The sequence below is a fragment of the Novosphingobium organovorum genome (genome assembly GCF_022832435.1).
GTDB classification, from domain to species: domain Bacteria; phylum Pseudomonadota; class Alphaproteobacteria; order Sphingomonadales; family Sphingomonadaceae; genus Novosphingobium; species Novosphingobium organovorum.
Genome location: NZ_JALHLF010000222.1, coordinates 1 through 2,034, shown reverse-complemented (window position 1 = coordinate 2,034; position 2,034 = coordinate 1). Strand labels below are relative to the sequence as shown.

Below are 2,034 nucleotides of genomic sequence, written 5' to 3'. Positions count from 1 at the left end.
GGCGGGTGCGCCGCGCGGCCGCCGCGCGCGGGCTCAACGAGGCGGTGACCTGGTCGTTCCTGCCGGTCGCCGACGCCGAGGCGTTTGCGGACGCGAGCCCGCTGTGGATTCTCGCCAACCCGATCAGCGAGGACATGAAGGCCATGCGCCCCTCGCTCCTGCCCGGACTGCTCTCGGCCGCCAAGCGCAACCTCGATCGCGGGGCGGCCTCGCTGCGCCTGTTCGAGCTGGGTCGCCGCTACTTGCGCGGCAAGGGCGGGGCGAGCGACGAGCGCCTGACGCTGGGCGTCGTGCTGGCCGGTGAAAAGACCCCGCGCGGCTGGGCCGGTGGCAAGGCGGTGGCGTTTGACGCCTACGATGCCAAGGCCGAAGCGCTGGCGCTGCTCGCCGAAGCGGGCGCACCGGTCGAGAAGTTGCAGGTCATGGGCGAGGCGGGGCCGCAGTTCCACCCTGGCCAGTCGGCCACGCTGCGCCTTGGCCCCAAGAACGTGCTGGCGCGCTTTGGCATGTTGCACCCGACGATCGCCAAGCAGTTCGACGTCGCAGGGCCGGTGGCCGTGGTCGAGATCTTCCTCGAGGCCATTCCCGGCAAGAAGGGCGCCGCCAGCTTCACGCGCGGCTCCTACACGCCGCCCGCGCTCCAGTCGGTCACGCGCGATTTCGCCTTCCTCGTGCCGGTGGACCTGGCGGCTGGCGATCTGGTGAGGGTTGTACAGGGCGCGGACAAGACCAATATCGTGTCGGCCCGTCTTTTCGACGATTTCCGAGGACAGGGCGTTCCCGAGGGCCACAAGTCGCTGGCGCTCGAAGTAACGCTGCAACCCCTCGAAAAGAGCTACAACGAAGCCGACCTCAAGGCGATTGCCGAGAAGGTGACCATGGCGGCCGCCAAGCTTGGTGCCAGCCTTCGCGGCTGATGCGGGCAGACTGACGCAGGACAGGAGACGCTCGCGTGTCGGACAGTGAATTGATCAGTATCAGCTCGGGGGATTTGACCGCACGGATCAACCCGCTGGGGGCCGAACTGTGCTCGCTCAGGGATTCGCAGGGGCGCGAATTCATGAACGACGGCAACCCCGAGGTCTGGTCGGGGCATGCGCCCTTGCTGTTCCCGATCGTGGGCGGCCTCAACGGCGGGCGCTATCGCCTGGGCGGCAAGGAATACGCCCTGCCGCGCCACGGCTTTGCACGCCACAGCCGTTTCGAAGTGCTCATCGCCGAGGCCGAACGCGTGATGTTCAGTCTGGGGGCGAGCGAGGAAACCCGCGCGGTCTATCCCTTCGAGTTCAAGCTCAACGTCAACTTCCGGCTGATCGAGAAGAAGCTGGTGGTGGGCGTCGGCGTGCAGAACTGCGGCGAGGTGCCGATGCCCTTCAGCTTCGGCTTCCACCCCGCCTTCGCCTGGCCCTTGCCTGGCGCGGGCGCGAAGGAAGACCACAAGATCGTCTTTTCGGAAAGCGAGCCGCAGCAGATCCGCCGTGTCGACCGCGAGACCGGCTTGCTGCTCAATGATCGCAAGCACACCCCGGTCAAGGGCAACAGCTTCGTGCCGCGCGCCGAGCTGTTCGAGGCCGATGCGCTGATCTGGGACAAGCTCAACAGCCGCACGGTGACGTTCGGCCCGCGTTCGGGCCCGCGCGTCGCGGTCAAGTGTCCCGCGCTGCCGATGCTCGGCATCTGGCAGAAGCCGGGCGCGGACTTCCTGTGCATCGAGCCCTGGCAGGGGATCGCCGATCCGGTCGGCTTCGAAGGCGATTTTCGCGAAAAGCCGGGCGTGATCTCGGTGCCCGCAGGGCAGACCAATTTCTTCGAGATGCACGTCGTCATCCTGCCGGGCGAGTAAGCCCGGTCGCAAGGCTGCGCGCCGCGCGTTCCTCGCAGGGATGGCTGCGCAAGGCTTTGCAAACCTGTTCGTCCCATTGAAAGGAGTTCGCCCATGAAAACCGCTCTTGTGACCGGAGCCACCTCGGGCATCGGTGAAGCCACCGCGCGCGCGCTGGTCGCGGCGGGCTGGCGGGTGGTCGGCACGGGCCG

3 protein-coding genes are annotated in these 2,034 nt (G+C 67.5%); all 3 read left to right on the top strand.

The window, feature by feature from the left end; translation table 11 throughout:
* A partial coding sequence (locus tag MTR62_RS20835; RefSeq protein WP_456152718.1) for a phenylalanine--tRNA ligase subunit beta-related protein occupies positions 1-917 on the top strand: 917 nt, incomplete at its 5' end.
* A 50-nt stretch (positions 918-967) separates the two neighbouring features.
* Complete coding sequence (locus MTR62_RS20830; protein WP_244024555.1) at positions 968-1,843, top strand: aldose 1-epimerase family protein; 876 nt, start codon at positions 968-970, stop codon at positions 1,841-1,843.
* A gap of 93 nt (positions 1,844-1,936) precedes the next feature.
* On the top strand, positions 1,937-2,034 hold a 98-nt coding region (locus MTR62_RS20825; protein WP_244024557.1), incomplete at its 3' end, for an SDR family NAD(P)-dependent oxidoreductase.